Origin of the sequence: Pseudomonas sp. CFBP 13727 (assembly GCF_014841915.1) — a bacterium.
GTDB lineage: Bacteria > Pseudomonadota > Gammaproteobacteria > Pseudomonadales > Pseudomonadaceae > Aquipseudomonas > Aquipseudomonas baltica.
Genome location: NZ_JACYUT010000001.1, coordinates 256148 through 280963 on the forward strand (window position 1 = coordinate 256148; position 24816 = coordinate 280963).

Consider the following 24816-nt stretch of genomic DNA (forward strand, 5'->3'; position numbering starts at 1 on the left):
TGACCCGAAAGCGGCACAAGTAAATGAATGGGCCGCAGCTATCGACCGGGCGTGTGTGTGTAAGGTTCACGACTCGGTCAACGTAAGTGTCACAGGTAACCCGGTGCGCTGCCAAGCGATTCACTGCATTGAAGTTTTTGTGGCGACGGACGTTGACCGCCGCGCGGCACCGCGGAGTAAGATGAAGCCGGTGTCCAACTGCCCCAAGATTGGGGCGGAACCGGTTTTTCACCCGCAGGACCAGCAGACTCAGCGCCCGGGCCAGACAGCCTGGCGCCGGTGAAGTCGCTCATTATCCGGATGGCGCGGCCCATGTGGCCGCGCTACGTTGCGTTAAGGGAATATAGAATGGCCCCAAGAAATGTGATCAATGCGTCGGTGAGCCCCAAGGGCAGCCTGGAAACCCTCTCCCAGCGTGAAGTGCAGCAACTCAGTGCCGCCGGTTCAGGCAGTACCTATACCCTGTTTCGCCAGTGCGCCCTGGCCATTCTCAATACCGGCGCCCATGTCGACAACGCCAAGACCATCCTCGACGCCTATCGGGATTTCGAAGTGCGTATCCATCAGCAGGACCGTGGCGTGCGCCTGGAGCTGCTGAACGCCCCGGCGGACGCCTTCGTCGACGGCGAGATGATCGCAAGTACCCGCGAGATGCTCTTCAGCGCACTGCGCGACATCGTCTACACCGAAAGCGAGCTGGACAGCCAGCGCATCGACCTGAGCGATTCCCAGGGCATCACCGACTACGTCTTTCATCTATTGCGCAACGCCCGCACCCTGCGTGCCGGCCTCGAGCCGAAGATGGTGGTGTGCTGGGGTGGGCATTCGATCAACTCGGACGAATACAAGTACACCAAGAAAGTCGGCCACGAACTGGGCCTGCGAAGGCTGGACATCTGTACCGGTTGCGGCCCTGGCGTGATGAAGGGGCCGATGAAAGGCGCCACCATTGCCCATGCCAAGCAGCGCATGAGCGGCGGGCGTTACCTGGGCCTGACCGAGCCGGGCATCATCGCCGCGGAGGCGCCGAACCCGATCGTCAACGAGCTGGTCATTCTTCCGGATATCGAGAAACGTCTGGAAGCGTTCGTGCGGGTCGGTCACGGGATCATCATCTTCCCCGGCGGCGCAGGAACGGCCGAAGAGTTTCTGTACCTGCTGGGCATTCTGATGCATCCGGACAACCAGGGCTTGCCGTTTCCGGTGATCCTGACCGGCCCCAAGAGTGCGCAGGCGTACCTGCAGCAGCTGGATCAGTTTGTCGTGGCGACCCTGGGCGAAGCGGCTCGACAGCATTACCAGATCATCATCGACAACCCGGCCGACGTGGCGCGGGAGATGACCGAGTCGCTGAAGCAGGTGAAGCTGTTCCGCCGCGAGCGCAACGACGCCTTCCACTTCAACTGGCTGTTGAAGATCGAGGAAAGCTTCCAGCGGCCGTTCGACCCGACCCACGCCAACATGGCCGATCTTGAACTCAGCCACGCCCTGCCCCCGCATCAACTGGCGGCGAACCTGCGCCGGGCGTTTTCCGGGATCGTGGCGGGCAACGTGAAGGACAAGGGCATTCGTCTGATCGAAGAGCATGGCCCGTACCAGATTCGCGGTGATGCCGCGATCATGGAACCGCTGGACAAACTGCTGCAGGCGTTCGTCGAGCAGAACCGCATGAAACTGCCAGGTGGCGCAGCCTATGTGCCGTGCTACCGCGTCGTGACCTGACCCGCCCCCGTACGGTGGGAGCGGTCATCGGCCGTGAAACTCCCACCGCGTACTAACTGACACTCCCCGCCGCGCCCTTCGCGGCCACGGACCGCTCCTACGATTTGAACCCTGTAGGAGCGGTCATCGGCCGCGAAACCACCCCCGCGCAATACCTGACACCCCGCCGCGAATCTTTCAGCCGTTTACTCAAGCCCAAGATTTCCAAACAAACCTGTTGCGCATCCTGCGAGATAATTCTATCGTTATTCCACATCAACTATCGCATTGAGATAAACATGTCAGACATCGTGCTAGAAATCAAAGGGCCTGTCGCTGTCATCACCCTCAATCGTCCGGCAGTGCTGAATGCCTGGACCACGCCGATGCGTAACGAAATCATCGAAGCCTTGAACGGCTACAACGCCGACCCGGAAATCAAGGCCGTGATCATGACCGGCGCTGGCGACCGCGCTTTTTCGGCAGGCCAGGATCTTTCCGAAGCCCACGATTTCGACGGTGACCGCGCCGTTGAATGGGTCGGCGAGTGGGAGCGCTACTACGCCACCCTGCGCGGCCTGTCCAAACCACTGATCATCGCCCTCAATGGCACAGCTGCTGGTTCCGCGTTTCAGGTCGCGCTGCTGGGTGACATCCGCGTCGGCCACCCGGGCGTGCGCATGGGCCAGCCAGAGATCAACTCGGGCATCCCCAGCACTACCGGTCCGTGGATCATGAACAGCATGCTGGGCATGTCGCGCACCATCGAGCTGACGCTGACCGGCCGTTTGATGGACGCCGATGAATGCAAGCAGATCGGCTTGATCCACCATTTGGTGCCAGCCGATCAAGTGATGAGCAAGGCCCTGGAAATCGCCGAAGAACTGGCCGCCAAGCCCCCGATCGCCATGCGCCTGGACAAGCAGCGCTTCCGCGAAATGAGCGAGCCTGGCTTCAAGGACTGCATTGCTGCCGGCCGTCGCCTGCAGAAGGAGGCATACGACTCCGGCGAGCCACAGCGAATGATGGAAGCCTTCTTCAAGGCCCGCGCCAAATAAAGCCCTGCCTTGTGAAAGTGAGTTGATTGTGGGAGCGCGGCCCTGCCCGCGAAGGCAGCAACGCGGAGTCACTGATATACCGCGGAGCTCTTTTCGCGGGCAGAGACCCGCTCCCACAGAGCCCGCTCCCGCGGGAAATGATTTCATCGCACCACGCACGGCGGCGGCCATGTACCTACCCCGGCTCTTGCAATGCTTTGACTGCCGACGTCCTGACTACCCAACGATCCATTCGTTTTCTGTAGGAGACTGTCATGCACACACCTTCCAACCCCGGACGCCGTCGGTTGCTCAAGGCCGGCGCCACGGTCGCACTGGTCTGCGGCCTGCCCAGCGTGGTCCGCGCCGCCGATAAACAGATCATCGTCTCCGACCCCGGCGGTCCCTACACCGTGGCCTACCGCAAGGCTTTCTACGACCCCTTCGAAAAAGCCACCGGCATCAAAGTCATCAGCGTGGCGCGTGAGTCCCAGCCGGTGGCGCAGTTCTCGGCCATGGTAAAAACCCGCAACTACGTGTGGGACGTCACCACCCTGACCATTTCCGCCGACATCCCCTACCTCGAAGCCCAGGGCTTTCTCGAACCGATCGGGTTGTCGGCGAGCGAATACCCTGACCTGCTTCCCGAAGCCATCACCGCCAACTTCCTCGGTGTCGACGTGTACTCCACTGTGCTGGCCTACCGCACCGACACCTTCAAGGACGGCAACGGCCCGCAGAGCTGGGCAGATTTCTGGAACGTCGAGAAATTTCCCGGCCGCCGCTGCCTGCGCCGCAGCCCGCTGGACACACTGGAACAGGCCCTGCTGGCGGACGGCGTCAGCCTCGACGAGCTGTACCCGATGGACGTCGACCGCGCCTTCAAGAGCCTGGACAAGATCAAACCGCACATCGACCTGTGGTGGACCTCGGGCGCGCAAGCCATGCAAGCCATCCAGAGCGGCGAGGTCGACATGATCTCGGCCTGGAACGGCCGCGCCCAGGCCGCCATCGACAACGGCGCACCGGTGCAGATCGTCTGGAACCAGGGGCTCTATTCGATCGAAGGCTGGGCCATCCCCAAGGGCACCCCGCACGCCGACATGGCCAAACAGTTCGTGCGTTTCTGCGCCGACGCCAAGCGCCAGGCCGACTTCACCGACACCCTGGCCTACGGCCCGACCAACCGCAAATCCTTCGAGTTCATCCCGGCTGAGCGCGCGGCGCTGCTGCCGACCGCCCCGCAGAACCTGAAAAACATGCGTCTGCCGAGCCCTGCCTGGTGGGCAGAGAACCGCACTGCCGTGACCGAGCGGTTCAACGCCTGGATCTTGTCGTAAGGGAGTCGATGCATGAGCGTGAAACTTGAAACCCGTGGCCTGGGCAAGACCTATGGTCAGTTCGTCGCCCTGCAACCCACCGATATCCAGGTGCGCGAAGGCGAGTTCCTGACCCTGCTCGGGCCTTCGGGCTCGGGCAAGACCACCTTGCTGCAGATGATTTCCGGGCTGGTCCCACCGGACAGCGGGCAGTTGCTGATCGATGGCCAGGACGCGACCCACATCGCCCCCGGAAAGCGCGGCATCGGCCTGGTGTTCCAGAGCTATGCGTTGTTCCCGCACATGAGCGTGCGTGACAACGTGGCGTACGGGCTGCGCATGCGCAAATACCCCAAGGGCGAAGTCAACCAGGCGGTCGACGACGCCTTGGGCATGGTGCGCATGGAGGATTTCGCCCATCGCTACCCGAACGAACTGTCCGGTGGCCAGCAACAACGGATCGCCCTGGCCCGCTGCTTCGCCTACCGCCCTTCAATCATCCTGCTCGACGAGCCGCTGGGCGCCCTGGACAAGAACCTGCGCGAGCACATGCAGCTGGAAATCCGCCGCATGCACAAGGAACTGGGGGCTACGTTCATCTATGTCACCCACGACCAGGAAGAGGCGCTGACCCTGTCCGATCGCATCTGCCTGATGAACCGCGCGCGCATCGAACAACTGGCCACGCCAGAAGAACTCTACGATCGCCCGGCAACACGCTTCGCCGCCGAGTTCATCGGCCACTCCAATCTGCTCCAAGGCCAGCGCGACGGCAGCGGCCACCTGCAGGTCGAAGGCCAACGGCTGGATCTGGCTGGCTGCGCCGGGCACCAGGCGCCGAGTGCCGGGACGGAAGCGTTCCTGCTCATCCGGCCCGAAGCCGCGCGCCTGACCGAACCCACTGCCGGCTTGCTGCAGGGCATCGTCGATGAATGCGTATTCCTGGGCAGCGACACCCGTGCTCTGGTCCGGCTGCCTTCGGGCAACCGCTTCAGTGTGCGCTGTTCCCGCGAGCTCAGTCCGCGCGTCGGCGATCGGGTTGGCATCACCTGGAATCCCGCACTGGCCACCCTGCTGCCCGCGCAGGCCACCTCATGAGCTGGCGCAAAGGCCTGATTCCGGCCATCCCCGCCCTGCTTTTCCTGGCACTGTTCTTTCTGCTGCCGGTGGCGGAAATGCTCATGGGCAGTTTCCAGAACGCCAGCGGCGAGCTGAGCCTGGGCAATTTCGAACGGATCGCATCGACCCCGGTGTATGCCCGCGTTCTGGGCATTACCTTCTGGATCTCGGCGCTGACGGCCGTGCTGTCGGTGCTGCTCGCGTACCCAGTGGCCTACTTGCTCACTCGGCTCTCGCCCATGGGTCGCGAACGTTGGCTGCTGTGGATCATGCTGCCGTTCTGGACCAGCTACCTGGTCAAGACCTATGCCTGGATGCTGCTGCTGTCACGCAAAGGCCTGCTGACCACGCTTGCCGCCGACGTGCTGGACAACCCGTCCGGCCTGGTGCCCGCACTTTCGGGGGTGCTGATCGGCATGGTCCACTCGATGCTGCCGCTGGCGGTGATTACCCTGCTGCCGATCATGCGCAGCATCGACCAGCGCCTCGCGCCGGCCGCACAGACGCTGGGCGCCAGCGGTTCGATGAGTTTCTTCAGCATCTTCCTGCCGCTCTCGGCCCCCGGCATCGCCGCGGCGGGTCTGCTGGTGTTCATTACCAGCCTGGGTTTCTTCATCGTCCCTGCGCTGCTGGGTTCCCCACGGGAAATGATGGTGGCGCAGCTGGTGATTTCCTCGGTGCTCGACCTGTTCGACATGAACTTTGCCGGCGCTCTTTCGGTGGTGCTGTTGGCCTGCTCGCTGGTGGTGTTCGTGATCTACGACCGCATCGCCGGGCTGTCGTCGCTCGGCGGCGAGGCGCCCAAGGAACGTCAGTCCGGAATGGGCCTGCAGATTCTGATCTGGCTGGGGCACTGTTTTTCGGGCCGGGGCAAGGCGCCGCGGCGCAGTGGCGATGGCGCCTTGCTGACCGGTTACAGCGTGCTGCTGGTCATGCTGCTGATCCTGCCCGTGCTGGTGGTCGTTCCGCTGGCATTCACCAGCAGCGCGTTCATTGCCTTCCCGCCCAAGCTGTTCAGCTTGAAGTGGTTCGAGGAATTCTTCACTTCCGCGGTGTGGCAGGCCGCCCTGTTCCGCTCGCTGGGCGTCGGTGTGGCCACCGCGCTGCTGGCGCTGGTGTTGGGCTTCGGTGCGACCCTGGCCTTGACCCGGGTAAGCGCCGGGTGGCGCAAAGGCCTGTTCGCGTTGTTCATCGCCCCGCTGATCGTGCCGCGCATCGTGATTGCCCTGGGCCTGTTGTACCTGTTTTCCAGGCTTGGCCTGGCGGGCAAGGACATCGGCCTGGTGCTGGGCCACACGGTACTGGCCCTGCCCTACGTGGTGGTCACCCTGTCGGCGGCGTTCAAGCAGTATGACTGGCGCCTCGACGATGCCGCGCGGATTCTCGGCGCCGGTGCGTTCACGCGACTGCGCACCGTGACCCTGCCGCTCATGTCGGCGAGCCTGGTCTCCGCGTTTCTGCTGGCCTTCATCACCTCGTTCGACGACCTGACCATCGCCATTTTCGTCAGCGGTGGCATCAATACCACGCTGCCCAAGCAGATGTGGGACAGCATCCAGCTGGCGCTCACCCCCACCCTGGCTGCGGTTTCCACCACGTTGCTGGTGTTCATCGTGTTGTTTGCCGTCATCGCCCAATGGGTATCGCGGCGCTCCACTTCCAAACGTCAAGGGCTCTGAACGATGCATCCATACACTCGCTTCTTCCCGCATCGCATCAGCCACGATCAGCTCACCACCGCGCCGCTGATCCATGCCGGCCTGCTGATCGACGACCATGCCGTGCGCGTCACCTTCGAGGGCCGATCGCTCGCTACCCTGGAGTTGCGCCAACGGGTCGCCGCCTTGCAGCAGGTCCTGGCCGAACGCGGCCTGCGCGCCGGACAACGGGTAGCCGTCATGCTGGGCAACAGCGACGACCAGATCGTGTTGATCTACGCGCTGATTCTCAGCGGCCTGGTGTGGATTCCGATCAACACCAAGTTGCGCGGCCCTGGCCTGGACTACCCCTTCGAGCACGCACGCCCGGACCTGGTGGTCGGCGACGCCGAGTTTGCCGAACGCCTGGCGGACAGCGCTGCCGCCCAGCTCGACTGTGTCGGCATCGACGTGCTGCACGAGCAGGCCCTGGCCTACCCGGCGGCGGACCTGCGGCTCGAACACAGCGCGGCGGATGCCACGCTGTGCGTGATCTACACCTCCGGCACCACCGGCGCGCCCAAGGGCGTGGTGTTCACCCACCGCATGCTGCGCATTGCCAGCGAGGCAGTGCTGCAAGTGGCGGATGTGAAGGCCGGCGACCGCCTGTTGTTGTGGGAGCCGCTGTGCCATATCGGCGGGGCGCAAATGCTCTTGATGCCATTTCTGGCCGAAGTCAGCCTGAACGTGGTGCAACGCTTTTCCGCCAGCAAGTTCTGGGCGCAGTGTGGGCAAGTGCAGGCGACCCAGTTGCATTACCTGGGCGGGATCATCGATATCCTCATGCAGCAGCCGGCCGAGCAGTGGCCTGCCCGACATAGCCTGCGTACCCTTTGGGGTGCGGGTGTGAGCCTGACCAATTGGGCAGCGATCGAGCAACGTTTCGGTTGTCCGCTGCGCGAGTGCTATGGCATGACCGAGTGCTCCAGCTTCGCCACCTTGAACCGTACCGGCAAGCCGGGCTCGATCGGCCGCGCTTTGCCCTGGCTGAGCGTAGAACTGCTGGATAGCGACGGTACGCCGGTCGAAGTGGGGCAACTGGGGGAAATCGTGCTATCCAGTGAAGTCGAGGGCGTTTTCCTGCCCGGCTATCTGGACAACCCAGAAGCCACCGCCAGCGCCCTGCGCGATGGCCGGCTGTTCACCGGTGACATGGCACGCATGGATGCCGAGGGCGACTTGTTCTTCGTCGGACGTCGCACCGACAGCATGCGTGTGCGTGGCGAGAACGTTTCGGCCTGGGAGGTGGAGCGGGTGTTCAGCGCCCACCCTGCGGTGAAAGCCTGCGCGGCGCTGGGCGTCGAATCGGCGGTGGGCGAGCAGGAGATTCTGCTGTTCGTACAACTGGAGGCCGGCACTGCTGCGCAGTGGCAGGCCATGCTCGAGTGGGCCGCGCTGCGCTGCGCCTCCTACCAGTTACCACGCTACTACCAACAAGTGGAGCAGTTCGAGCTGACGCCCAGTGAGCGTATCAAGAAGCACCTGTTGCCCAAGGATGTCACCCAAGCCTGGGACAGTCGCGGTTGAACGATGGGCCGCGAGCGGCCTGTGCGGTAACGGTTTAGTGAATAGCGATAGAAAGTGCCGGGTAACTGCCGGATAATCGGTTTTTTCACCAATGTGTTGCGTTCATGGCCAGTACCCCGAAGAAACCCCCTGCCGACCCAACGGCCTCCTCGCTGTACGTGCAGTCCGTCGACAAGGCCATGAAAGTGCTCATGGCCTTCGACGGCAGCCAGCGTCAGTTATCGCTGTCCGACATCGCCGGGCTGACCGGCATGGACCTCAGCGCCGCGCAGCGCTTCACTCATACGCTGGCAACCCTGGGCTACCTGAACAAGGACAGCAGCAAGAAGTACGAGCTGTCGCCGCGGCTGCTGGACTTCACCTACCACTACCTGACGTCCAGCGAACTGGTAACCCGTGCCGCACCCTACCTGCAACAGTTGAGCGCGGACACCGAAGAGGCAACCAATCTGACGGTGCTCGACGGTACCGACATCGTCTATGTGCAGCGGATCGTCAGCCGACACGTGTTCAATGCCAGCGTCATCATCGGCACTCGCCTGCCGGCCTGGTGCACCGCGCCGGGCCAGGCGCTGCTGGCGACCTACAGCGACGACGAAGTGAACGCTATCTTCGACCGCAGCCAGTTCGTCCAGCACACGCCGGCGACCATCACCGACCGAGAGCAGATCTGGGCCAGCATCGAGCAGATTCGCCAGCGCCGCTATGCGCATACCGAAGACCAGTTCTTTTACGGCGACGTGTCCACGGCCGCGGCCATCGTCGATGGCAATGGCCGGGGCATCGGCGCGGTGAACCTTGCGGTATCCCGCTCGCGCTGGGTACCGGAACGCGACAGCAAACGCTATGCCGACCTGGTGATCAGCGCGGCGTCGTCAATTTCGGTCAAGCGCAAGGTTTGAGTTCCGATCGAAGAAGGCGTCGTGCCCTTCGCGGCCGATGACCACCTACAGGGGCATCGCCAATCGCTGTAGGATCGGTCGTCGGCCGCGAAAGGTTCGATGCGGTCTACCCACCACCCCCGTCATCCCCCTGCAACATCACTGTCTTAATCTGCGAGGCTTCCCGACCCGGTGAGCCGCCATGCGCCGTCTGCTTCTCATTCTGTGCATCCTGAGCCTGGGCATGAGCCTGAGTACGGGCGCGCTCGCCGATTCGGCCACCTTGCGCATCCACGGCTCCAACACCATGGGTACGGAGCTGGTTCCGGCACTCATACGCGGCCTGCTCGAAAGCCGAGGCCTGGCCCCTGTCCAGACACTCGATCCTTCCACGGGCGAGCTGCTTGTCACCGCCCATGAGCCGAACGGTACTGCGTTGCGTTTCGAAGTCGGCGCCCACGGCTCCAGCACAGGCTTCGACAGCCTGTTGGCCGGGCAAGCGGATCTGGCCGCCTCCTCCAGGCCCATCAGTGACCAAGAGCGCAGCCGACTGGCACCCCTGGGCGACCTGAGCAGCTTCGGCGCCGAACACGTGATCGGCATCGACGGCGTGGCCGTGATCGTCCATCCCGACAACCCCCTGCGGCAGCTGACCACTCGCCAGCTTGCCCAGGTATTCAGCGGCGAAATCAACGACTGGAACGTACTAGGTGGCCGTGGCCCGATCCATGTGCTGGCCCGCGATGACCGCTCGGGCACATGGGAGACGTTTCGCGACCAGGTACTGACCCCACATGCCGGGCGCCTGACGGCCCATGCGGTCAGGCTGGAGTCCAGCGAGCAGCTGTCGGATCGGGTCAGCGCCGATCGATACGCCATTGGCTTCATCGGCCTGGCCTCGATACGTGGTGCCCGCGCGCTGGCTATCGCAGATGGCGACAGCCAGTTCATGGCGCCTACGGTCAGCCTGATTGCAACCCAGGACTACCCCCTGAGCCGCCGGCTGTACCTGTACAGCCCACCAATGCGCCCCTCGCCATGGGCCGACGCATTGATTGCTTTCGCGCAGAGCGAACCGGGACAGGCAATCGTTGCCCAGCAAGGCTTCGTGGCGCAAACGGTGCAAGCCATGAGTGTCCCCGCCTCGCCCGACATGCCTATGCGATACCGGCAGTTGGCCCGTGAGGGCCGGCGTCTGTCGGTGAGTTTCCGTTTTGCCGAAGGCAGCGCCACGCTGGATAACAAGGCAATGGCCGATGTGGTGAGGGTGCAGGATTACCTGCGCAGCCATCACCTGCTGCAGAACAAGACCACACTGGTGGGGTTCGGCGATGCCAAGGACGATTCCGCCCGCGCGGTACTGCTGTCCCGGCTACGCGCCATGGCGGTTCGCCGTGAACTGGCCAGGGCGGACGTGCTCTTCCGCGATATCCAGGGCTTTGGAGCGCAGCTGCCGGTTGCGACCAACGCGGTCGATGAAGGGCGGATCAAGAACCGTCGAGTAGAAGTCTGGGTTAACCCATAGCTCAGGGCACCGTGATTGATGCCGGCGGCAGACACAAAGTGTTACCGGTGATGCCGACGCGGGAACGAATACGGGTAACAAGGGAACAGATCTGCGTCACTCTGCCGCACGCAGCATTCTCAGTAAATTCAAGTCATTGATTTAAAACGATTTGTGAAAGTTGGCACGCGCCCTGCTATGTCATACGTACAACAATAACAACAACGCGATAAACCAATAAGAACAAGATGAAACGACTCTGACATAACAAGAACAAACGCGACAGAGGCGTAGCTAACAGATTTTTTTGGAGAGGAAATGCTTTTCAGGGGCTAGCCCCGCAGCCAGGTAGAGAACAACAAAACTACGTTCAGTAGCTACCCACTGGTTGGATCGACGATAAAAGCAGATCAGCGCTCAAAAAAATACGTTTGCTCTTGACCCCGCTTGGGGGTCGCACAACAAGCGGCAAGGGCCACGGCTGACAAATACAACAACAGGTCGCCCCTCAATAATAAAAAAGAGCATGCAACAAACCCTTGAGGGGAGCCCAGGCTCCCCTCAGTGCTTTCTGCGATCTGGCTTTGCAGGCCCTGGCGCGTATCAAACACCAAGGCCTGCAACCGGTCAGATGGGCGAGGCACTCACCACACGCAGAGCCAGACCCTCGTACGGATCCAGGGTAATTGTGAATTCACCGGCTTCGGTCAAATCACCCTCAACCCGCTCGTTGATGATGTCCACCACAGGTCCCGCAGCGATACCCGGCAGATGCAACGTCTCCACGATCGGTTCATTGCTGAAGTTCAAGGCGGTGATCTGGGTACCCTTGCCGGCGGGCAACTCGTGCACCATCAGCAACAGACCCGGGTGCTGAACATCCGGAATCAGGATTTGCTTGCTGGCGGCGATGTCATACGCACGCCGTACCGCCAGAATCTTCTTCAACTGCGAAGCGAAGCTGTCCGGGCGTTGCAACTGATCTACCAGGTTGCCGTAAAGCGTCTTCGGACGCGGCATGTTGCCCGCAGAAAATTCAGCCTCGGGATCGAGCCCTACCAGGTCGTAGGCGCCGCGATGGATCCAGCGCGTGTCACCGTCTTCCATCAAGTGCGCGACCTGCTCGGCCGGCAAGGTCAGCGCGCCGACCAGATCCCAGCCCGACAGCGCGAAAACGCCAGGTTGCATGGCGTTGTACATCACCAGGAGCAGATGAATGTGCTGGATCTGCTTGATGTCCTGATCGGTGATCGCCTCCAGATCGCGGATGCCCAGTGCCGCCGTGATGATACTGGCGGTGGTGCAGGACACCCCATTGGTGACGAATTTCAGGTTGTAGGGTGCATGCTCGCCGGCCAGGCGCTCGTACATTTCCTCGCGGATGTGCTCGCGCAGAATGTTGCCGGGGAAAGTCTGCCCCTGGTACAGATAGGTGTCGTGGGCGTGCAGCGTCCAGAAGTGCACCAGTTCGAGGGTCAGCTCGTCGTGGTTCTGCAAGGCGTGGATCAACGAGGCCGGGTCGATACCGAATGCGTGAACCTGACGCAGCATGAGGCGCAGGAACTCGGTATTGCCCAGCAGCAACGCGTGTTGATAGGCCGGCCGAGTGATGAAGTCATAGGACAGGTCCGCGCCGCCATGGGACATCGAGGCAATGTCGTCGATGGTGAGGTTCAGTTCCTGGAAGCTGAAACCACCGGCCTTGCGAATGGCGCCACCCAACAGCTGGTTGCCGTTCACCGACAACGGGTGGCTTTCCGACCAGGCCGGGCCTTCGGCACGACGCTCGACGCCGAGGAAACCGTTGGCGTCCAGACGCAGGATGCGCGCACCCATGACATCGATGGAATGCAGGGCATCACCGATGATCATCTGCTGGGCGGCGAAGGTCGGGTCCAGCCAGTTCAGCGATGGCTGGCCTTCCTTGAAGTAGTGCAGGTAGACCCAGCGTCGCGCCTTGCCGTCCACGCCAATCACCACTGGGGTCGCACTCCAGTCGGTTTCCTTGACGCCGGGCTCGAAGAAGATCACACGTTGCAATTGACCAACGATGTAGTGCTTGTCCTTGAGAATGTCGCAGACTTCCGGGGTCAGGTTGATCGCGTCGCGCCCGGCCGGCACTTCAGGCAACAGCCCCCAGTCTTCTTCCTTGATCTCGACCATGTGGTAGAGGCCTGGATAATCCGCGTGGGCCATTTCGGCCAGGCGGAAATCCGCGCCCTTGCCGGTGTGCGAAGGGATCGCGTCGTCGATGACCACAGCATTGTGCGCTGCAGCCATGCGGCTGAGCTGGATCATGTCAGCTTCGGTACCCAGTTCGGGGTCGATGTCGAAGCTCATGCGGTCGAAGTTGCCGTCGACGCTGGGGGTGCGATCACGTCCACGCAGACCGCCGGACAGTTTCAGCGGGCCGTTGTGAATACCTTGGATGCCGATCTCGGACAACGCATGCCACAAGGTTTCATCGCCAAGGGCCTGCAGTACCGAGCCCTCTTCGCGTGTAACGATGGAAGCCGGGTAGGCCGTGAACCAGACCGAAGCAATGGCTGATGCGTCCCGAGGCCTGGCCTGGGCGTAGGGTCGTTGCCACAGCCGCGCTTGTCCGGCATACAGCTTGGCGCGCTGTTTGGCGGTATGCAGCATGGACTGGTCGACCAGCCATTGGATGTAATCCTTGTCCGGCGTCGTCATCGTTACTTGCCCTCGAAAAGTGTCCTACAGTATGAGTACGACGGAGGGTTATCGTTGCATTCGTCGAGGATTTCCCTGAAGGCGCCACGCTGACCTGATCCGATGAACGGTATAAAGCATTGTGCCATCAGGCCGATACAGCAATTGGCAGGGGATCATCCCTGCGCGGGCGATCAACAGGAGAGACCCATGATTACCTTTCTGCTGGGCTGGTGCGCACTGTCCGTACTCGGGACCTTCGTTTTCGTGGGGCTGATACGGGCAGACAAGCGACGAGAAGTACAGGCCATGGAAAATGCGCGCACGCAGTTCCAACGCATTTCTTTTCAGACGCAGTTGGCGAGCTGAAATCGCAAGGCTTGACCTGAGGCATGCAGAGTCGACGCGCGAGGCTCGACACTGATGAAGATGCCGCTCGAACGAGCGGCTACGGGATGCAGGGCAAGCAGGCCGCCAAGTGCCGGCCTGCCCTGAAGATCAGACCTTGACGATCCAACCCTGTGGAGCTTCAACGTCTCCGGACTGGATACCGGTCAACTCCTTGTAGAGGCGTTGCGTGAATGGGCCCACTTCTTCCTGGCTGAAGAACACGTGCAGCTTGTCCTGGTATTCGATTCCCCCGATCGGGGTAATCACTGCCGCGGTGCCGCAGGCGCCGGCCTCCTTGAACTGATCGAGCTGATCGATCAGCACATCACCTTCGATCACTTTCAAGCCCAGGCGCGATTGCGCCAGTTCGATCAACGACAGACGAGTGATGCCAGGCAGCACCGATGGCGATTTCGGGGTCACGAATTCGTCGTTGCGGGTGATCGCGAAAAAGTTCGCCGAACCCACTTCTTCGATCTTGGTGTGGGTCTGGGGGTCCAGGTAGATGCAATCGGCAAAGTTGGCCTTCTTCGCATTGGAACCCGGCATCAGGCTGGCAGCGTAGTTGCCACCCACCTTGGCGGCACCGGTACCGTTGGGCGCGGCGCGGTCGTAGCCGGAAATGACGAAATTGTGCGGCTTCATGCCACCTTTGAAGTAGGGGCCAACCGGGATGCAGAAAATCGAGAAAATGAACTCGGGCGCTGTACGCACGCCGATGTTGTCACCTACGCCGATCACGAACGGACGCAGGTAGAGGGCGCCGCCTGAACCATAGGGCGGAATGAAGCGCTCGTTGGCGGCGACCACCTGGCGGCAGGCGTCGATGAACACGTCGGTGGGCACTTGTGGCATCAACAGGCGACCACAGCTGCGCTGCATGCGCAGGGCGTTCTGGTCGGGGCGAAACAGATTGATCGAACCATCCTTGCAACGGTAGGCCTTGAGGCCCTCGAAGCACTGCTGCCCATAATGAAGCGCGGTCGAGCCTTCACTGATGTGCAGCACATTGTCTTCGGTCAGGTTGCCCTGGTCCCATTCACCGTCGCGCCAATGCGACAGGTAGCGCAGATCGGTCTTGATGTAGTCGAAACCCAATTTGTCCCAGTTGATGCTTTCGTGACCCATGACACCCTCTACCCTTTGGCGATCGCCTGAACAGCACAGGCTTTTACGAATGGACACAACAATACTGCATTTGCCTGGCCCGCGCAGCCTGGCTAGTGGAAATCGCGGCTGCGTACATCCAGCCCATGGAGCATGGCGCTGACATCGGCCATATGCCCGGCAATGACGTGGCGCACGCCGTCCTTGTGCTCGAACCGGCCCTTGACCTGCATCATCTGCGAACCCACCAGCACCCGCCGCTGGCGCTCGGCCAGATCCCGCCAGACCACCACGTTGATCATGCCGAATTCGTCTTCCAGGGTGACGAAGGTCACCCCGCTGGCGGTCGACGGCCGTTGCCGGCCCGTCACCAGCCCGGCCACGGTCACCGGACGGCCGTGGGCCAGGCTTTGCAGGTCATGAGAACTGCGGCAGCGCAATGCTTGCAGACGCTCGCGCAGCATGGCCAACGGATGCGGACCGAGGGTGGTGCCCAGGCTGGCATAGTCGGCGTAGAGGTCTTCGCCGACACTGGGGACCGGCAAGGCCACGGGCTCTTCGCGCAGGCCAGGCACTTCGGCGAACAGCGGCAACTGTTGCTCGACGCTGGCGACATCCCAGCGGGCCTGATGGCGGTGCCCCACCAGGCCGAGCAGGGCATTGGCATCGGCCAGCTGTTCCAGGCTGCGGTTGTCCAGCGCACAGCGCCGGGCTAGGTCGGTCACGTCGCGGAACGGGCCGCCAAGGCGAGCCTGCTGCACGGCGCGACCGGCCTCTTCGCGCAGGCCCTTGACCATCCGCAACCCCAAGCGTATGGCCGGTTGCCCACCTTCGCCGGGCTGCAGGCTGCAGTCCCAGTCGCTGTGGCACACGTCCACGGCGAAGATCTGCAGATGATGGCGACGTGCATCCTGGAGGATCTGGTCGGGACTGTAGAAGCCCATGGGCCAACTGTTGATCAGGGCGCAGGCAAAGGCTGCCGGCTCATGGCATTTGAGCCAGCAACTGGCGTAGGTCAACAAGGCGAAACTGGCCGCATGGGACTCGGGGAAACCGTAGCTGCCGAAGCCCTTGATCTGCTCGAAGATGCGTTCGGCGAACTCACGGGTATAGCCGTTCTTGAGCATGCCTTCGGTGAGGCGGAGCTGATGCGGTTCCAACCCGCCGTGGCGCTTCCAGGCGGCCATCGAACGGCGCAACTGGTCGGCCTCCCCTGGCGTATAGCCAGCGGCGACGATCGCCAGCTCCATCACTTGTTCCTGAAACAGCGGCACACCCAGCGTGCGTTCGAAGACTTTCTTCAGGGCTTCGGAGGGATAGCTCACGGCTTCCTCGCCGTTGCGCCGGCGCAGATACGGATGAACCATGTCACCGACGATCGGCCCCGGCCGGACGATGGCGACTTCGATCACCAGATCGTAGAACGTCCTAGGCTTGAGGCGCGGAAGCATTGCCATCTGCGCCCGGGATTCGATCTGGAACACGCCGATGGTATCGGCGCGGCTGATCATGGCGTAAGTCTGCGGGCACTCCTTGGGCAAGGTCGAAAGGGTCAGTTCGCGGCCACGGTAGCCGCGTACCAGATCGAAACAGCGGCGGATCGCGCTGAGCATGCCCAGAGCCAGAATGTCGACTTTCAACAGGCCCACGGCGTCCAGGTCATCCTTGTCCCACTGGATCACCGTGCGCTCGGCCATGGCGGCGTTCTCGACCGGAACCAGGGTGTGCAACGGGTGTTCGGAAATGACGAAGCCCCCCGGATGCTGGGACAGGTGACGGGGGAAACCGATCAGCTGCTCGGTCAGCGCCATCACCCGCTTGAGCACCGGGCTCTGGGTTTCGAATCCGGCCTCCACCAACCGCTCGAGTGGTGGCAGGTGGTCGCTCCAGCGCCCGAAGCAATCGGCCAGGGCGGTGATCTGATCTGCTGGCAGGCCCAATGCCCGTGCCACATCACGCACCGCGCCCGCCCCTCGATAGCTGCTGGCGACAGCGGTCAGGGCGGCACGCTCGCGACCGTAGCGACGGAACACGTATTGCAGAACTTCCTCGCGCCGCTCGTGTTCGAAATCCACATCGATGTCCGGTGGCTCGTTGCGTTCCTTGGAAATGAAGCGCTCGAACAGCATGTGCGTTTCACGCGGGTCGAGCTCGGTGATGCCCAGGGCGAAACACACCACCGAGTTGGCGGCCGAGCCGCGTCCCTGGCAGAGAATGTGCCGCTCGCGGGCAAAACGGACGATGTCGTGGACGGTCAGGAAATAGCTTTCATAGCCCAGCTCGATGATCAGTTGCAGTTCCTTGTCGAGCAATGCCTGCACCTCGGGGTCCACTCCCGACGGCCAGCGCCAGCGCGCGCCCTGGGCACTCAGGTGGCGCAGCCAGGCACCGGCGTCGTAGCCACGCGGCACCAGCTCGCACGGATATTGATAGCGCAGCTGGCCCAGGTCGAAGCTGCAACGCCGGGCTATATTCAAGGTTTCCTGCAGCAGCGCGACGGGGTAGATGTCGGCCAGTTGAGACAGCCCGCGCAGATGGCGTTCGCCGTTGGCGAACAGCACATGCCCCGCTTCGGCCACCGGCACGTGATGGCGTATGGCAGTGATGGTGTCCTGCAGGGCACGCCTGCCGCGGGCATGCATGTGCACGTCGCCGCAGGCCACGGCCGGCAGGCCCAGGGTCTTGGCCAGGCCCAGCAGATTCTGCAGGCGCCGCTGGTCATTGGCGCCGCGGTGCAACTGCACGGCCACCCACAGGCGCTCGGCAAAACGCCCCTTGAGCCAATGGCCGTGGGCCAGATCGTGGGGTTCATCGGCTATCCACAATGCCAGCAAGCCGTCGCGTTCGACCTCGTCGAGGTCATCACGCAGCAACCGGTACTGGCCCTTGCTCGCGCGCCTTCGAGCCAGGGTGATCAAGCGGCACAGGGCCTGGTAGCCCTGGAGATTCTGCGCCAGCAGCACCAGCTTGGGGCCTTGTTCGATGCGCATTTCACTGCCGACGATCAACGTCATCGAATGGGCCTGGGCAGCCTGCCAGGCGCGCACGATACCGGCCATGGTGCATTCATCGGTGATCGCCAACGCTCGATAGCCCAGCGCCGCAGCCTTGGCGAACAGTTCCTGGGCGCTGGACGCGCCGCGCTGGAAGCTGAAGTTGGAAAGGCAATGCAGCTCGGCGTAGCCCTGGCTCATGCGAACCAACCCTGCAACAGCAACTGAGGGTCATCGCCCACTGCGCGGTAGGCCCAGCCCCTTCGCCCTGTTGAGGTTTCGACCAGATAGTAGTCGCGGCGCACATCGCCACCGTCCCACCACCCCGATTCGATGCGTTCAGGCCCTGCCAGCACACGCAGGCCATGGGCGGGCAAAGGCTCGGCCTGTTCGAGCAACCAGCCTGGACGGGCTGCGCCCAGGTCTGGAGAGGCCGGCACCCAAGCACCATCGTTGCGCCAGGCCCGCTCGGGGCGATGGTCCGCGTGGGCGCGCAGATCCTGCAAAGCATCGTCGCCGAGGCGTGCTCGCAGGCGTTCGCGCAACTGCTCCCAGGGCTGGGTCTGTTGCGGTCGCTGGTCGAACAGCTCCTTGCAGGCAGGTACGAAGCGCGGCAGATCGAGCGCGCTCAACCGTACCACCTGCACAGGCCGGGGCACCTGCAGATGCTCGAAGCGCCCGCGGGCCAGTTCGAACAACAGCGCGGCGTCGCGCTCGGCAGCGAGCAAGCCGACTTCGACCAGGGTGTCCTCGCCCTCGGCATGCTTGAGATGCAGGGTGAAACGCTGCACCCCAACATCCCGCCCGGCCAGATACACCGCCAGGTCGTTGATCAGGCGCCGCAGGGGAAACAGCAGCGCCTGATGGGATTCCACATCGAAGTTGAGTTCGATGTGTTGATCGAATACATCTGCAGGAATGAAGAATTCCAGGGCCAGGGGCCGGTACCCGAGCAGGGTGTCCAGATGACTGAGCACCTGGGCCGAAAAGCGCCTGGCAAGTTGCGCCCTGGGCAGCGCCAACACCTGGCCCAGATGGCGCATACCCATGCGCTTGAGCGCGATGGCATCGGCGGCGGCAAGCCCGACCCGCTCCACCGGCAGGCGCTGGAGAACATCGGCCAGCGTCGATTGATCCTCGACGCTGAGACCGTCATAGGCGTTGGCCAGCATGCGTGCCGCAGCCGGGTTGGGGGCCAAGGTGATGCGATGGCGGAAGCCCAGGGCATCGAGTTCGCTGCGCAACCGCGCCTCGAACTGAGGCCATGGCCCGAACAGTCCAAGGGTCGACTGCACTTCGAGCAACAGGACCCGGGGGTAATGCACGCTGACCTGGGAGCTGAACCGATAGGCCCACGCAGCCAGGAAACGCTGCCAGTGTTCGATCTGTGCCGGGTCGTAGGGTGCGGTGGCGAAATCACGGCTGAGCATGTAGGCGGCGGTGAGTGACTGCCCCGGTTTCAGGCCCAGTTCACGTGCCGCCGGATTGACTGCTTGCAGCACGCGTCGCTGCAGCGGGCCGGTGACCAGGGCAAGCGGTTGCTGTGGGTCTTCGCGTTGGCGCAGCACGGCGTCGAGCGCCAGTTGCGGCAGCAGAATGCAGGCCCACAGCATGGCAATCTCAAACGTAACTGACGAAGGTGACGGGCATCGCGGGCGGTATCCCGCCGCGACATTTGAGTACCTGCACCTGCCCTGCAGGCGCATGCAGCGACAGCCGCAGCGCTGCCGGTGACGGGTTGAGCGCCGCCCGCTGTTCGCGCAAGGCAAAGCCCAGGGTCTCGCCGGTTTCTGCCGCCACCTGCAGGCGTCGCAAGGCCTTGTCATCAGGGTTCTGCGGCCAGCAGAGTACCGCTGCGCAGCTGCCGGAACGCAGGCATTGCTCGGCAGCCCACAAGGCATCCTTGCCTTGGGCCTTGAGCACGCAAAGATGCTGCAAACGGACACCCGCCGCCATCCAGGCATGGGGATAGGGAATGAACGGGGGCGCTATCAGTACGATTCGTTCGCCCGCCTGGCTCAAGCGCGCCAGGGTCGGCCAGAGCAACTGCAATTCGCCACTGCCGTTGGCGGCAAGCAGGATTTCACTGAGTGCCGCCGGAGGCCACCCACCGTTGGGAAGCACGGCATCGAGGGCAGCATGCCCGGTGGGCTGCAAGCCGCTGGGAGCGGTTTCCTGACGTCCGCGCCAGATGCGGCGTTGGTCGATCAGGCCTTCCAGGCTGACCACGGCGCCCATCACTGCCCTGCCCTCGAGGCCAGGTTGCTGGGGGAATGAAAATAGGTGAGTGGGAGTGATCTGTTCATGGCTGCATTTTTACTACTGTATGCATGAACAGTAAAGCGTCTATTTTCAGTTCTCGCCACCAAGGGTGCCAACGGTACCGATCAGGCCGGCGTTGCCACCAGTAATTTGCGCAATGGAAAGCGCGATGCGCCGCTCCAACCGAGAAATTCCTGTTCCGGCATGGGCCGGGCGAAAAAGTAGCCCTGGGCTTCATCACAGCCCAGGGCGCGGATCATCTGCATGCACTTGAAGGTCTCGACACCTTCGGCCACGGTGCGGTAGCCCAGCTTGCGCGCCAGTTCCAGCACCGTCTGCACGATCAGTTGATGCCGCGGGCTATGCTCCATGCCGGTGATCATCGACTTGTCGAGTTTCACCACGTTGGCGGGTATTTCGTGCAGGTAGGAGAAATTGCTGTAGCCGGTGCCGAAATCATCGATCGCTACATCCACGCCCAATTCGCGGATGGCGGCCAGCTGTGTCAGCACCAGTGGGTTGGAACGCAGCCACTCGCCTTCGGTAATCTCGACCTCGAGGCGCTCGGGGTGGATGCCGTAGGTGCGACAGGCCGCGCTGATGACCTGAGTGATGTCGTGGCCGTCGAAATCCAGCGCGGAAAGATTCAGCGACAGTTTGGTCAGCACCGTTGCAGGCCACTGGGCCAGCTTGGCCAAGGCTGCGTCGATGACCCAGCGCGTCACACTATGGATCAACGCACTCTTTTCCAGCACCGGAATGAACTCGGCGGGCGAAACCGGCCCAAGCCGTGGATGCTCCCAGCGCAGCAATGCTTCGGCACTGACCTGATCACCCTCGGGCAAGGCGAAGCGTGGCTGGAACACCAATCGCAGCTGCCCGTCGCGCAGCGCCTCGGTCACATCGGACGCCAGCCGGAAGGACCTGCGATAGGCGTTATCGCGCACGGGGTCGTACCACGCCCACGCCTGACCGCCGAGCAACGCCAGTTCGGCCGCGTACATGGCTTTGCGCAGTGCATCGCGGACCGCTTCGAAGCTGATCAGAAATGGCGTGACGCCAGCGCGCACGGTGGGTCGAACCGGCATGCCTTCTATCTGCGTGGGACAGCGCAAGGCGTGCACCAGCATGTCGAGATAGCCGCCGACATCGGCTTGCTCGGCGTCCAGCACGAAGGCGAAACGCTTGCGGCCGATGTGGTAGACCGGGCCCTGCCCCGCGCGCAGGCGCAGCAGCCGACGGGCTATGCAGCACAACAGGTTCTCGAATGGGACCATGCCCAGGGCCAGCGTCATGTCATGGGCCCAGGCGGTATCCACGGCATCGATCAGCACCAGGTGGCGGGACGCTCCCGGATGCTGCAGCAACAGATGGCCAAGGTCGGTGAGAAATTGTCGCCGGTCGGGTAACAGGGTCAGCCGGTCACAGGACACTAGAGCCTGGGCAGAAGCATGAACGGGATCGGACATGACACTTTCCTGCAGATGTCAGGCTCGAGCTTCCTGCGAGAGACCGGGCAATTTGAGAGAGGGCAATTCAACTGATGGCAAAATAACATCACCCCAAATACTTGCCAAGCGTCATCTGCCCGATAGCCGGTCCGCTAGCATCGGAACTGCCATCCGACACTGCTACACTGCGGCAAACCCTGGGATGGAATGGACGATTCATGCTCGAAGCCCTGCTGTTCGACCTCGATGGCACACTGACTGAAACCGACGCCTTGCACCTTCTCGCCGTGCAGCAATTGCTGGCCGAGGAAGGTCGCGAATTCACCCATGAAGAGTTCCAGTTACATGCCAGCGGCCGGGCCAATGCCGACATGTGCCAGTACCTGTTTCCAGAGCGCTCGGTGGCGGAGCACGAAGCGTTCGCCGATCGCAAGGAAGCGCGCTTTCGCGAACTTGCACCGCAACTTGCGCCGATTGCCGGGCTGTTGCGTTTGCTCGACTATGCCGAGCAGGCGCAACTGGGCATGGTGGTAGTGACCAACGCACCGCGTGCCAATGCCGAACACATGCTCGATGCCCTGGGCCTGGCCGAGCGCCTGCCGACAGTGGTGGTTGCCGAAGAGCTGGCACGCGCCAAACCCGATCCGCTGCCCTACCTTACCGGCCTGCAACGCTTGGGCGCAGGCGCCGAGGCAGGCATTGCCTTCGAAGATTCGGTACCTGGGGTAACTGCTGCGGTTGCGGCTGGGCTGTTCACCGTGGCGCTGTCGACCAGCCAATCGGCGCAGACCCTGCGGTCCGCCGGGGCTAACCTGGTGATCGAATCCTTCGAGGATGAAAACCTCTGGATTCATATCGAAAAGATGCGCAATCCCCTGTAACCGCGAAACCGCCGACGCGGCTCGCGCCGCTGCTACAGGGGGTTGTCGAGCAAGAAATTCCCCGGTCGCTGCGGGGCGTCGTTTTCGATTTCCGGTACCAACGCTTCATCCTTGAGGTGGACGCCCGACAGCTTGCGTTGCCAGGCCTCGCGCATCAGGTACTGCAACTTGTGCGCAGCGGTGGCATAGCTCAGGCCCTGCAGGCGCACATTGGAAATGCAGTTGCGCGCGGCATCGTTCAATCCCACTCGCGGGGCATAGGTGAAATACAGCCCGAGGCTGTCGGGCGAACTCAGGCCCGGCCGCTCACCGATCAGCAGTACCACCATGCGCGCGCCCAGTGCCTGGGCCACCTCATCGGCTACCGCCACCCGCCCTTGCTCGACCAGGCAGACCGGCGCAACGCTCCAACCCTCATCACCCGCAATCTGCTCGATGCGTTGCAGCATGGGCAGCGCATGCCGGTGCACAGCCAGCGCGGAAAGACCGTCGGCGATCACCACCGCCAGATCGAACCCTGCCGAACTCTCGCCGGCGTGAGTGAGCAGCTGCTGCAGCGAAGCCTCGTCCAGGCGCCGACCCAGGTCAGGACGCTGCAGATAGACATGCCGGTCAGTCGCCGCGCTGTGCAGGCTCAAACTACCGGGACAAGCCTCGGCGAGCGCTGCCTTGTCGAACGGCAGGTGCACGGCATCGCGGGCTTGCGCATGGGCGTACTGGAAGTCCAGCTGTGCGCTGCTGGGCAAGCTGGTGCCGGCCCGGCCCAGGGCTATGCGCGCCGGTGTCAGTGCACGCAGCGCGCTCCAGGGGTCGCCTCGGGTGGGAGTGTCGTCGTTCATGGCTCACCTTCGAGCAGATGGATGGAGTCAGCCAAACCGTAGCCCGTCAACCCAGACGGGCCAGGGCCCTGCCGAACAACGGCGGAACACCCGTACCCAGGCGTAGCTGGCCGTCCTGTTGTTGCAGTATGTCCATGCGCGCCAGCCATGCTTCGAACTCCGGGGCCGGCCGCAGGCCCAGGGTCTTGCGCGCATACAAGGCATCGTGAAAAGAGGTGGTCTGGTAATTGAGCATGACGTCGTCCGACCCCGGAATGCCCATGATGAAATTGATCCCGGCCACACCCAGCAGGGTCAGCAGCATGTCCATGTCATCCTGGTCAGCCTCGGCATGATTGGTGTAGCAGATGTCGCAACCCATGGGCACACCCATCAGCTTGCCGCAGAAATGGTCCTCGAGCCCTGCGCGGATGATCTGCTTGCCGTTGTACAGGTATTCAGGGCCGATGAAGCCGACCACGGTATTGACCAGGAATGGGTCGAACCGCCGTGCTACCGCATAGGCCCGCGCCTCGCAGGTCTGCTGGTCGACCCCATGGTGGGCGTTGGCGGACAACGCACTGCCCTGCCCGGTTTCGAAGTACATCAGGTTGTTGCCCTGGGTGCCGCGCTTCAGGCTCAGGCCTGCTTCATGGCCTTCCTGCAACACCGCCAGGCTGACACCGAAGCTGCTGTTGGCCGCTTCGGTGCCGGCGATGGACTGGAACACCAGATCCAGCGGCACGCCGCGCTCGATGGCGGCTATCGAAGAGGTCACATGGGTCAGCACGCAGGATTGGGTCGGTATGCCGTAATGCTGGATCACGCCGTCGAGCATCTTCAACAGCTCGCTGATGGCGCTGAGGCTATCGCTGGCCGGATTGATGCCGATCATGGCATCACCGTTGCCATACAGCAGGCCATCCAGAACACTGGCAGCGATACCGGCCGGATCGTCCGTGGGATGGTTCGGCTGCAGCCGGGTCGACATCCGCCCACGCAGCCCTACCGTGTTGCGAAAGCGCGTGACCACGCGAATCTTCTGCGCCACCAGGACCAGGTCCTGCACACGCATGATCTTCGACACGGCAGCGGCTATCTCCGGCGTGATGCCGGGCGCCAGGGCCCGCAGGCTGGCTTCGTTGGCCTCGTCGCCGAGCAGCCAGTCACGAAAGCCGCCCACGGTCAGATGGCTGACCGCAGCAAAGGCCTGGGCATCGTGGGTATCGACGATCAGGCGGGTGACTTCATCCTTTTCATAGGGGATCAGCGCCTCGTGCAGAAAACGCGTGAGCGGCACGTCAGCCAGGGCCATCTGCGCCGCCGCCCGCTCGGCGTCGCTGCCGGCAGCGATTTCGGCCAGGTAGTCCCCCGAGCGTGCCGGACTGGCCTTGGCCATCAACTGCCGGAGACTGTCGAAGCGCCAGGTCTGCCCGGCGATGCTGTGCACGAAACTCAT

18 protein-coding genes are annotated in these 24816 nt (G+C 62.9%); 10 read left to right on the top strand and 8 right to left on the bottom strand.

The window, feature by feature from the left end:
* Nucleotides 1–348: 348 nt before the first annotated feature.
* The 8 genes from ppnN (at nucleotide 349) to IFT76_RS01175 (ending at nucleotide 10806) form a co-directional block, all read left to right on the top strand.
* Nucleotides 349–1722 carry a nucleotide 5'-monophosphate nucleosidase PpnN gene (gene ppnN / locus IFT76_RS01140; RefSeq protein WP_192057154.1) on the top strand — a complete coding sequence of 458 codons (1374 nt, stop codon included), beginning with the start codon at nucleotides 349–351 and terminating at the stop codon, nucleotides 1720–1722.
* A 278-nt stretch (nucleotides 1723–2000) separates the two neighbouring features.
* Complete coding sequence (locus IFT76_RS01145; protein ID WP_192057155.1) at nucleotides 2001–2759, top strand: enoyl-CoA hydratase/isomerase family protein; 759 nt, start codon at nucleotides 2001–2003, stop codon at nucleotides 2757–2759.
* A gap of 254 nt (nucleotides 2760–3013) precedes the next feature.
* On the top strand, nucleotides 3014–4078 hold the full coding sequence (locus IFT76_RS01150; protein WP_122476971.1) for an ABC transporter substrate-binding protein: 1065 nt from the start codon (nucleotides 3014–3016) through the stop codon (nucleotides 4076–4078).
* A gap of 12 nt (nucleotides 4079–4090) precedes the next feature.
* Complete coding sequence (locus IFT76_RS01155; RefSeq protein WP_192057156.1) at nucleotides 4091–5155, top strand: ABC transporter ATP-binding protein; 1065 nt, start codon at nucleotides 4091–4093, stop codon at nucleotides 5153–5155.
* The gene (locus tag IFT76_RS01160; protein WP_192057157.1) at nucleotides 5152–6855 is read left to right on the top strand and encodes an ABC transporter permease subunit; all 1704 of its coding nucleotides are present in this window, start codon (nucleotides 5152–5154) and stop codon (nucleotides 6853–6855) included. Before IFT76_RS01155 ends, IFT76_RS01160 begins: the two co-directional genes overlap by 4 nt.
* Before the next feature lie 3 nt (nucleotides 6856–6858).
* Entirely contained in the window at nucleotides 6859–8400 is a 1542-nt protein-coding gene (locus IFT76_RS01165; protein WP_192057158.1) for an AMP-binding protein, read from the top strand.
* Nucleotides 8401–8504: 104 nt separating this feature from the next.
* Nucleotides 8505–9302 (top strand): IclR family transcriptional regulator, encoded by a 798-nt coding sequence (locus IFT76_RS01170; protein WP_197976827.1) that lies wholly within the window; start codon nucleotides 8505–8507, stop codon nucleotides 9300–9302.
* Nucleotides 9303–9483: 181 nt separating this feature from the next.
* Nucleotides 9484–10806 carry a substrate-binding domain-containing protein gene (locus tag IFT76_RS01175; protein ID WP_192057159.1) on the top strand — a complete coding sequence of 441 codons (1323 nt, stop codon included), beginning with the start codon at nucleotides 9484–9486 and terminating at the stop codon, nucleotides 10804–10806.
* 606 nt (nucleotides 10807–11412) lie between these two features.
* Here IFT76_RS01175 and treS read toward each other — a convergent pair.
* Nucleotides 11413–13476, bottom strand: coding sequence for a maltose alpha-D-glucosyltransferase (gene treS / locus IFT76_RS01180; protein ID WP_192057160.1), 2064 nt, complete (start codon nucleotides 13474–13476; stop codon nucleotides 11413–11415).
* A gap of 189 nt (nucleotides 13477–13665) precedes the next feature.
* On the opposite strand from treS, the gene IFT76_RS01185 reads away from it, so the two are divergent.
* Nucleotides 13666–13824 carry a hypothetical protein gene (locus tag IFT76_RS01185; protein ID WP_163007479.1) on the top strand — a complete coding sequence of 53 codons (159 nt, stop codon included), beginning with the start codon at nucleotides 13666–13668 and terminating at the stop codon, nucleotides 13822–13824.
* A gap of 129 nt (nucleotides 13825–13953) precedes the next feature.
* On the opposite strand, the gene IFT76_RS01190 is transcribed toward IFT76_RS01185, so the two are convergent.
* From IFT76_RS01190 to IFT76_RS01210, 5 genes are all read right to left on the bottom strand, one after another.
* Nucleotides 13954–14973 carry a branched-chain amino acid aminotransferase gene (locus tag IFT76_RS01190; RefSeq protein WP_122476961.1) on the bottom strand — a complete coding sequence of 340 codons (1020 nt, stop codon included), beginning with the start codon at nucleotides 14971–14973 and terminating at the stop codon, nucleotides 13954–13956.
* A gap of 92 nt (nucleotides 14974–15065) precedes the next feature.
* On the bottom strand, nucleotides 15066–18146 hold the full coding sequence (locus IFT76_RS01195; protein WP_192057161.1) for an error-prone DNA polymerase: 3081 nt from the start codon (nucleotides 18144–18146) through the stop codon (nucleotides 15066–15068).
* Nucleotides 18143–19558 (bottom strand): Y-family DNA polymerase, encoded by a 1416-nt coding sequence (locus IFT76_RS01200; protein WP_192056267.1) that lies wholly within the window; start codon nucleotides 19556–19558, stop codon nucleotides 18143–18145. The genes IFT76_RS01195 and IFT76_RS01200 overlap by 4 nt, the downstream gene beginning before the upstream one ends.
* A gap of 7 nt (nucleotides 19559–19565) precedes the next feature.
* A complete protein-coding gene (gene imuA / locus IFT76_RS01205; RefSeq protein WP_122476956.1) occupies nucleotides 19566–20183 on the bottom strand; it encodes a translesion DNA synthesis-associated protein ImuA in 618 nt (205 codons plus the stop codon).
* Between the two features lie 149 nt (nucleotides 20184–20332).
* A complete protein-coding gene (locus IFT76_RS01210) occupies nucleotides 20333–21676 on the bottom strand; it encodes a putative bifunctional diguanylate cyclase/phosphodiesterase (RefSeq protein ID WP_192057162.1) in 1344 nt (447 codons plus the stop codon).
* A gap of 200 nt (nucleotides 21677–21876) precedes the next feature.
* Here IFT76_RS01210 and IFT76_RS01215 point away from each other — a divergent pair, with 200 nt between their 5' ends.
* The gene (locus IFT76_RS01215; protein ID WP_192057163.1) at nucleotides 21877–22539 is read left to right on the top strand and encodes an HAD family hydrolase; all 663 of its coding nucleotides are present in this window, start codon (nucleotides 21877–21879) and stop codon (nucleotides 22537–22539) included.
* Nucleotides 22540–22571: 32 nt separating this feature from the next.
* Here the strand turns inward: IFT76_RS01215 and eutC are convergent, their stop codons facing one another.
* Together eutC and IFT76_RS01225 are read right to left on the bottom strand one after the other, a co-directional pair.
* Complete coding sequence (eutC, locus tag IFT76_RS01220) at nucleotides 22572–23378, bottom strand: ethanolamine ammonia-lyase subunit EutC (RefSeq protein ID WP_192057164.1); 807 nt, start codon at nucleotides 23376–23378, stop codon at nucleotides 22572–22574.
* A 46-nt stretch (nucleotides 23379–23424) separates the two neighbouring features.
* Nucleotides 23425–24816 (bottom strand): ethanolamine ammonia-lyase subunit EutB, encoded by a 1392-nt coding sequence (locus IFT76_RS01225; protein ID WP_192057165.1) that lies wholly within the window; start codon nucleotides 24814–24816, stop codon nucleotides 23425–23427.

Coding starts and splice junctions, on each gene's coding strand:
- ppnN (WP_192057154.1), top strand. CDS start 349: ATGGCCCCAAGAAATGTGATCAATGCGTCGGTGAGCCCCAAGGGCAGC.
- IFT76_RS01145 (WP_192057155.1), top strand. CDS start 2,001: ATGTCAGACATCGTGCTAGAAATCAAAGGGCCTGTCGCTGTCATCACC.
- IFT76_RS01150 (WP_122476971.1), top strand. CDS start 3,014: ATGCACACACCTTCCAACCCCGGACGCCGTCGGTTGCTCAAGGCCGGC.
- IFT76_RS01155 (WP_192057156.1), top strand. CDS start 4,091: ATGAGCGTGAAACTTGAAACCCGTGGCCTGGGCAAGACCTATGGTCAG.
- IFT76_RS01160 (WP_192057157.1), top strand. CDS start 5,152: ATGAGCTGGCGCAAAGGCCTGATTCCGGCCATCCCCGCCCTGCTTTTC.
- IFT76_RS01165 (WP_192057158.1), top strand. CDS start 6,859: ATGCATCCATACACTCGCTTCTTCCCGCATCGCATCAGCCACGATCAG.
- IFT76_RS01170 (WP_197976827.1), top strand. CDS start 8,505: ATGGCCAGTACCCCGAAGAAACCCCCTGCCGACCCAACGGCCTCCTCG.
- IFT76_RS01175 (WP_192057159.1), top strand. CDS start 9,484: ATGCGCCGTCTGCTTCTCATTCTGTGCATCCTGAGCCTGGGCATGAGC.
- treS (WP_192057160.1), bottom strand. CDS start 13,476: ATGACGACGCCGGACAAGGATTACATCCAATGGCTGGTCGACCAGTCC.
- IFT76_RS01185 (WP_163007479.1), top strand. CDS start 13,666: ATGATTACCTTTCTGCTGGGCTGGTGCGCACTGTCCGTACTCGGGACC.
- IFT76_RS01190 (WP_122476961.1), bottom strand. CDS start 14,973: ATGGGTCACGAAAGCATCAACTGGGACAAATTGGGTTTCGACTACATC.
- IFT76_RS01195 (WP_192057161.1), bottom strand. CDS start 18,146: ATGAGCCAGGGCTACGCCGAGCTGCATTGCCTTTCCAACTTCAGCTTC.
- IFT76_RS01200 (WP_192056267.1), bottom strand. CDS start 19,558: ATGCTGTGGGCCTGCATTCTGCTGCCGCAACTGGCGCTCGACGCCGTG.
- imuA (WP_122476956.1), bottom strand. CDS start 20,183: ATGGGCGCCGTGGTCAGCCTGGAAGGCCTGATCGACCAACGCCGCATC.
- IFT76_RS01210 (WP_192057162.1), bottom strand. CDS start 21,676: ATGTCCGATCCCGTTCATGCTTCTGCCCAGGCTCTAGTGTCCTGTGAC.
- IFT76_RS01215 (WP_192057163.1), top strand. CDS start 21,877: ATGCTCGAAGCCCTGCTGTTCGACCTCGATGGCACACTGACTGAAACC.
- eutC (WP_192057164.1), bottom strand. CDS start 23,378: ATGAACGACGACACTCCCACCCGAGGCGACCCCTGGAGCGCGCTGCGT.
- IFT76_RS01225 (WP_192057165.1), bottom strand. CDS start 24,816: ATGAGTTTCGTGCACAGCATCGCCGGGCAGACCTGGCGCTTCGACAGT.